The sequence below is a fragment of the Myxococcales bacterium genome, assembly GCA_012517325.1.
Classification (GTDB): Bacteria; Lernaellota; Lernaellaia; order Lernaellales; family Lernaellaceae; genus JAAYVF01.
Genome location: JAAYVF010000070.1, coordinates 1 through 6,276, shown reverse-complemented (window position 1 = coordinate 6,276; position 6,276 = coordinate 1). Strand labels below are relative to the sequence as shown.

The 6,276-nt window shown below is 60.9% G+C and carries 6 protein-coding genes; 4 read left to right on the top strand and 2 right to left on the bottom strand.

Annotated elements, in window-relative coordinates; translation table 11 throughout:
* Positions 1-302 precede the first annotated feature (302 nt).
* Both groL and GX444_12255 read right to left on the bottom strand, forming a co-directional pair.
* Entirely contained in the window at positions 303-1,946 is a 1,644-nt protein-coding gene (groL, locus tag GX444_12260) for a chaperonin GroEL (GenBank protein ID NLH49355.1), read from the bottom strand.
* Between the two features lie 49 nt (positions 1,947-1,995).
* Positions 1,996-2,283 (bottom strand): co-chaperone GroES, encoded by a 288-nt coding sequence (locus GX444_12255; GenBank protein NLH49354.1) that lies wholly within the window; start codon positions 2,281-2,283, stop codon positions 1,996-1,998.
* A 422-nt stretch (positions 2,284-2,705) separates the two neighbouring features.
* Between GX444_12255 and GX444_12250 the strand changes: the two genes are divergently transcribed.
* The 4 genes from GX444_12250 to GX444_12235 are packed head-to-tail and all read left to right on the top strand — an operon-like array spanning position 2,706 to position 5,956.
* Positions 2,706-4,178, top strand: a complete 1,473-nt coding sequence (locus GX444_12250; GenBank protein ID NLH49353.1) for a hypothetical protein — start codon at positions 2,706-2,708, stop codon at positions 4,176-4,178.
* 14 nt (positions 4,179-4,192) lie between these two features.
* Positions 4,193-4,588 carry a TIGR02266 family protein gene (locus GX444_12245; GenBank protein NLH49352.1) on the top strand — a complete coding sequence of 132 codons (396 nt, stop codon included), beginning with the start codon at positions 4,193-4,195 and terminating at the stop codon, positions 4,586-4,588.
* A gap of 11 nt (positions 4,589-4,599) precedes the next feature.
* The gene (locus GX444_12240) at positions 4,600-5,343 is read left to right on the top strand and encodes an HD domain-containing protein (protein NLH49351.1); all 744 of its coding nucleotides are present in this window, start codon (positions 4,600-4,602) and stop codon (positions 5,341-5,343) included.
* A gap of 34 nt (positions 5,344-5,377) precedes the next feature.
* Positions 5,378-5,956 carry a methyl-accepting chemotaxis protein gene (locus tag GX444_12235; protein ID NLH49350.1) on the top strand — a complete coding sequence of 193 codons (579 nt, stop codon included), beginning with the start codon at positions 5,378-5,380 and terminating at the stop codon, positions 5,954-5,956.
* Positions 5,957-6,276 lie beyond the last annotated feature (320 nt).

Below are 6,276 nucleotides of genomic sequence, written 5' to 3'. Positions count from 1 at the left end.
TCGGCCTCCGGCCTCCGTCCGTCGCAACCGCAACACGACCCAACATCACTCTATCAGGTGTCTCGCCTTCAAAGGGGGTCAGTATGCCTCATCCCCAACTCTTCTCCCACCTGGGGAAGAAGGGAGCCCATTCAACTTTTCCCCTCGCCCTCAAATGGGAGATAGGTCGGGGGTGAGGTTTCATTGGCACCCAAAGCTGACCTGCCATGCGGAACAATGAGTAATCGGCGCGATGCCTGCCGTTGACCACAAAAAAAGCCCGGCCGGAGCCGGGCTTTTCAATCGCTGATTCGCGGCGCGAATTACATCATGCCGCCCATGCCACCCATGCCGCCCATGCCGCCGCCGGGCATCGCCGGGCCTTTGTCGTCCTTCGGTTTCTCGACGATCATCACTTCGGTGGTCAGCAGGATGCCGGCCACGGAGCCCGCGTTCTGCAACGCGCTGCGGGTGACCTTGGTCGGGTCGATGATGCCGATTTTGATCATGTCGACGTATTCCTCGTTGGAGGCGTCGAAACCGTAGTTGTGATCCTTGCTGTGCTTGACCTTCTCGACGACCACCGCGCCTTCGACGCCGGCGTTGGCGACGATCTGGCGGATCGGTTCCTCGAGGGAGCGCTTCACGATGTTGACGCCGGACTGCTGGTCGCCGTCGAGCTTCAGCTTTTCGAGTGCCGGCAGGGTGCGCAGCAGGGCCACGCCACCGCCCGGCACGATGCCTTCCTCGACCGCGGCGCGGGTCGCGTTGAGCGCGTCTTCCACGCGGGCTTTCTTTTCTTTCATTTCGACTTCGGTCGCGGCGCCGACTTTGATCACCGCCACGCCGCCGACCAGCTTGGCCAGCCGTTCCTGCAGCTTCTCGCGGTCGTAGTCGCTGGTGGTGTCCTCGATCTGGGCGCGGATCTGCTTCACGCGGCCCTCGATGGCCTCGGCCTTGCCGGCGCCGTCGATGATCGTGGTGTTGTCTTTATCGATGACCACGCGCTTGGCGTTGCCCAGGTCGTTGAGCGACACGCTCTCCAACTTGATGCCCAGTTCCTCGGCGATCAACTTGCCGTTGGTCAGGATGCCGATGTCTTCCATCATGGCCTTGCGGCGGTCGCCGAAGCCCGGGGCCTTCACGGCCGCGACCTGCAGGGTGCCGCGCAGTTTGTTGACGACCAGGGTGGCCAGCGCCTCGCCCTCGATGTCCTCGGCGACGATGAGCAGCGGCTTGCCCAGTTTCACGACCTGCTCGAGCACCGGCAGCAGGTCTTTCATGCTGCTGATTTTTTTCTCGTGCAGCAGGATGTACGGATTGTCGAGGATGACTTCCATCCGCTCGGGATCGGTGACGAAATAGGGGCTGAGGTAGCCGCGGTCGAACTGCATGCCTTCGACCACGTCCAGCGTGGTGTCCATGCTCTTGGCTTCCTCGACCGTGATGACGCCTTCCTTGCCCACCTTATCCATCGCCTCGGCGATGATGTTGCCGATGGTCGCGTCGTTGTTGGCGCTGATCGTGCCGACCTGGGCGATTTCCTTCCGGTCCTGGGTGGCCTTGGACATCTTGCGCAGTTCCTCGACGACCACGTCGACGGCCTTGTCGATGCCGCGCTTCAGGTCCATCGGGTTGGCGCCGGAGGCGATCATCTTGACGCCTTCGCGGTAGATGGCCTGGGCCAGGATCGTCGCGGTGGTGGTGCCGTCGCCGGCGACGTCGGAGGTTTTCGAGGCGACCTCGCGCACCATCTGGGCGCCCAGGTTTTCGAATTTGTCCTCCAGGTCGATTTCTTTCGCCACGGTGACGCCGTCCTTGGTGACCGTCGGGGCGCCGAAGCTCTTTTCGAGAATGGCATTGCGGCCCTTCGGACCCAGGGTGGCTTTGACCGCGTTGGCCAATTTGTTCACGCCTTCGAGGATCTTGGTCCGCGCTTCGAGGCTGTAAAGCATTTCCTTCGCCATGTTCGCTCTCCTGCTTTCCGTATTCCGTTAAGCCCAACGGGGCCGTGGTTTATTCGATAACGCCGAGGAGATCGTCCTCGCGCATGATCAGGTATTCCTCGCCTTCGATCTTGACCTCGGTGCCGGCGTATTTGCTGAACAGCACGCGATCGTTGACCTTGACGTTCATTTCGATCTTGGTTCCGTTCTCCAGCACCTTGCCGGTGCCGACGGCGATCACTTTGCCTTGCGCGGGCTTTTCTTTCGCGGAGTCGGGGATGATGATGCCACCCTTCGAAACCGTTTCCTCTTCCAGTCGCTTCAGAATCACTCGATCGTGCAACGGCCTAATCTTCATCGCTTCTCCTCCTGGTACTCGCTAAACCATGATCTAAATTTCGCCACTCTTGCCGTGGCGTCATTATCGGTGGTTGCAAGGCCCCCTCACGGGGGAAACTGGTAACTAGCCGGAAATTTCCGCCTTAGCGGCGGAAAACTAATCACCCCGGGCTTTTAAGTCAACAGCAAAAAAACCATTATTTCACTGAGTTGAAGCCGCCGTCGGCGATTGATCTTCAAGATCAAATCCCGCGTACAAAATATTGTGGTCCGAAACTCGGGACCCACCAGCGGTTGAATGGTGATCTTTGCGGCATAAAGAACCAAAAAATGTTGACAAGCGGAGTAAGGGGGTGTTAGCGTTAGCGCAATTCGGGACACAACTAGTTGAATTAAACGAACTTTTTGGTGGCGTCTGGTTTCTCTACGGACGGAAAATCCATGCGAAAACCCAACCTCGCGATTTGGTTTTACGCGACAATCGGGTTGCTGCTCGTCGGCAGCCTCGTCGCGTGCGCGGAAAAAAGCCAGAAATTAACCGCGGTTAGCCAATACAAAGAGGCGCTGCAGGCGGCCAAGGACTATCAGGGCCCCGTCAGCCCGGCCGCGCGTAAACTCTATGAGGAAGGCGTCGAATATTACCGGGCCGGCCACTGGGCCGAAGCGGCCAATCTGCTGAGCCAGGCGCGGCAGGTGGACGTCGCGCACTTTCCGATGCGCCCCGAGGCCATGATTTACGAAGCGATCTCGCTGCGCAAAATCAATCAAAACCGCGAAGCCGCGATGATCGCCCGGCAGATCATCCAGGAATACCCCGATCGCTGGGAAGGCCATTTGATCCTCGCGCAATATTGGATCTGGCGGGAAGAATTCGACAACGCCGAAAAAGAACTGGTCAGCGCGTCCCGCCTCGCCCCGCAACAACCCGACGTGATGCAATCGCTGGCGATCGTCCGTCTCGGCCAGGGCATGATGATGCCCGCTCTGGAAGCGGCGCGCGGCGCGTATCGTCTCAAACCGGACGACGAGGACAACCGCAAACTGCTGACTTCGGTCTACCTGGCCTACGCCCGCAACCTCGAACGGGAAAACGACCTGTCCGGCGCGGTGACCGAACTGTTCAAGGCCGGCAGCCTCGTGTCCCAGGATCCGCGGCCGCCGCTGGTGCTGAGCCGGTTGCTGCTTCGCCTGAATCTGCCCCAGGCCGCCCGGCGGTACGCGCTGGAAGGCCGCAAGCTGCTGGCGGATCCGAAACAAGTGCCCGTCGAGGTTTTCGCGCTGGAAGCGACCGGCGAGGGCGAGGGCGACGAATTCGAATACCGGCGCATGGCCGATTTTTACCTCGTCCGCAACATGCCCGACGTCGCGGCGGTGCAGCTCGAGCAGGCGCTGGCCGTCAATCCGCGCCAGGCGGACGTCTGGCTGACCCTGGGAATGCTGCGGGCCAAGGATTTGCAGGAACCGGTCGAAGCGCTCGATTGCCTGCACGCGATGTGGATCCTGGACCCGGACAATCCCGGCATCGCCGCCCTGACCGCGGCGCTGTCGGTGACCGACGAAGCCGTCGTGGAGCCGTCGCCGGGATTTGTGGCGCGCGCCCAGATCGGCACCGGTTACAATCCCAACACGCGCAACGCCACCGGCAACGGCGGCGATCAGACGGTCGGCACGCGGATGTATTGCAGCTTCGTGCTGGACAAGGCGGCGGGACGGCACCAGGTGCGGTGGCAGGTTTTGGGCCCCGACGGGGAGACGGTGGCCGACGAAAGCTGGTCGATGGAATTTTTCGGGCGCGAATTCGGTTTTTCCGAAACGGTGGTGTGGTACCAGCCGGGCGATTATCACGTGATCTGGTCGATGGATGACGCGGTGCGGTCGCAGGCCACGTTTCGATTAACGGCGACCAACAACTAAAAGGAGGCACTGTCATGGCGGAAAGACCGAAGCCGGGAGCCAAAAAGGCCGCTCCCAAATTGGAAAAACGCCGCGATACCCGCCTGCCCCTCAAGGCCCGCGTCGACTACGAACTGTTGTCCGAGGACACGTTTCTCTTCGAGTACACCTCGAACGTCAGCCGCGGCGGCATTTTTCTGGCGACCCGCAACCCCTTGCCGATCGGCACGCGGCTCAGCCTGCGCTTCACCTTGCCCGACGAGGACGGTCGCGCCATCGAGGCCACCGGCAAGGTCGCCTGGATCAACGAATACAAACCGAACGGGAAAAACCTGAATCCGGGAATGGGCATTGAGTTCGTTGATTTGTCTGCCGATGATAAGGAAGCGATTTCCAACTTGATTCGCCGGAAAGCGCTGCTTCTCGATTAAAGGACGGTACGATGAACGAACAGGAAATGCTCGGCAAGGTGACTCGCCTGGAACAGGAAACGGCGCGGCTGCGCGCCGAGGTCCACGCCCTGAGCCAGGCGCTGGCCAAGGGTGACGAAGCCCTGGCGACGACCGAAATCCGCTTGAAACTGGCCTACTTGGCAACGATCCAGGCCCTGGTGCGCGCCATCGAGGCAAAGGATCCCTATACGGTGGGCCACTCGGCGATGGTCGCCAAGGTGGCGGTGTCCGTGGCCCGGCAGTTGGGCCTATCCGACGACGAGCGCGAACGCATCCGCATCGCGGCGACCTTGCTGGACATCGGCAAGATCGGCGTGCCGGGCGCGATTCTCGTCAAGGAAGAGGAACTGTCCGCGGAAGAACTGAGCGCCCTGCGCGAGCACGTGAAAATCGGCGCGCAGATCGTCGAACCGGTCATCTACCCGTGGGACATTTCGAGCCTGCTCTACCAGCATCACGAACGGCTCGACGGCAGCGGGTACCCGGAAGGGTTGCGCGGCGACGACATCGAATTCGAGGCGCGCGTGCTCGCCCTCGCCGACGCCTTCGTCGCCATGCTGGCCAACCGCGCCTACCGCAAGGCCCACGACGAGAAGGAAGTCATGAAGTACTTCTACGACCAGGCCGGCAAAACCTTCGACGACGCCTGCGTCGCGGCGCTGGCGCAATTGCTGGCCGGCGACGAGGAACTGCGCCGGGATCTCGAACACTTCAACGCCGCGCTGTCGCAATAACGCGCGGCCGGCGACGACGATCAGGAGGATTCGCATGGCTCCATCAACCGACAACCGGCGGCGGCACTACTTCATCGACAAGGGCTTTCAAAGCAAGTACGTGGCGCTCTTGATCGTGTTCATCGTTTCGCTGGGCATCGCCGGCATCCTGATCCTGGTGCTCGGCAGCGGCAGCGAGGCCACCGCCACGCCTGCCGGCAAGGCCGACCTGAACGGCGCGCTCGTCGCCATGGTGATGGTCGTCCTGGTCTTCGTCATTCTCACCGTCTGGTACGGCATCCGCTTCTCCCACCGGGTGGTCGGCCCGATCTACGCGTTCAACCGCCACCTCAACTGGCTGCGCGAAGGAAACTATACGCGCGATCTGCATCTGCGCGAGAAGGACGAGTTTCAAAACCTGGCCAATGTTTTCAACAGCACCCAGGCAGCCATGCGGCAACGGACGCGGGAAGACATCGAGGTGATGAGCCGCGTCGAGACCGGCCTGACCCAGTTGGGCGACATCCTGCACCACGAGAATTTCAACAACGAACAGGCCGCCAACCTGATCAAGCGCCTGCATCAAGAGCTGGAAGCCGCTCGGGTGAAAAACGAAGGATTGATCACCCCATGACCCAAACCGTCTACGCGCCGGAAAAACCGGAATTTTCCGCCGGCGAATTGTGGCTGTTGTTGCTGACCATCACCGTCTCCGGCCTGCTGGCCCTGATGCTCATGACAACCTGAGGCAAAGGTTCTAAGCCGACTCGTCTTCACCGCATCCCTTAGGAGGCCCTTGGCCATCTCGTCTTCACCGCATCCCTTCTCGGAAAGGACAAGTGGTTGTCAAGATATAACTTTCCTCTAGTTCGACTGTCGGTCGAATTTTTCGGTTCACCGGATGATCTGGGCGATGCCACATCCCGAATCATTTTGGAAAGGGGACGAGCCATT

What these genes read in the sequence shown, in the direction of transcription:
- GX444_12250 (NLH49353.1), top strand. Translation starts at nt 2,706, where the DNA reads ATGCGAAAACCCAACCTCGCGATTTGGTTTTACGCGACAATCGGGTTG.
- GX444_12240 (NLH49351.1), top strand. Translation starts at nt 4,600, where the DNA reads ATGAACGAACAGGAAATGCTCGGCAAGGTGACTCGCCTGGAACAGGAA.
- GX444_12245 (NLH49352.1), top strand. Translation starts at nt 4,193, where the DNA reads ATGGCGGAAAGACCGAAGCCGGGAGCCAAAAAGGCCGCTCCCAAATTG.
- GX444_12255 (NLH49354.1), bottom strand. Translation starts at nt 2,283, where the DNA reads ATGAAGATTAGGCCGTTGCACGATCGAGTGATTCTGAAGCGACTGGAA.
- groL (NLH49355.1), bottom strand. Translation starts at nt 1,946, where the DNA reads ATGGCGAAGGAAATGCTTTACAGCCTCGAAGCGCGGACCAAGATCCTC.
- GX444_12235 (NLH49350.1), top strand. Translation starts at nt 5,378, where the DNA reads ATGGCTCCATCAACCGACAACCGGCGGCGGCACTACTTCATCGACAAG.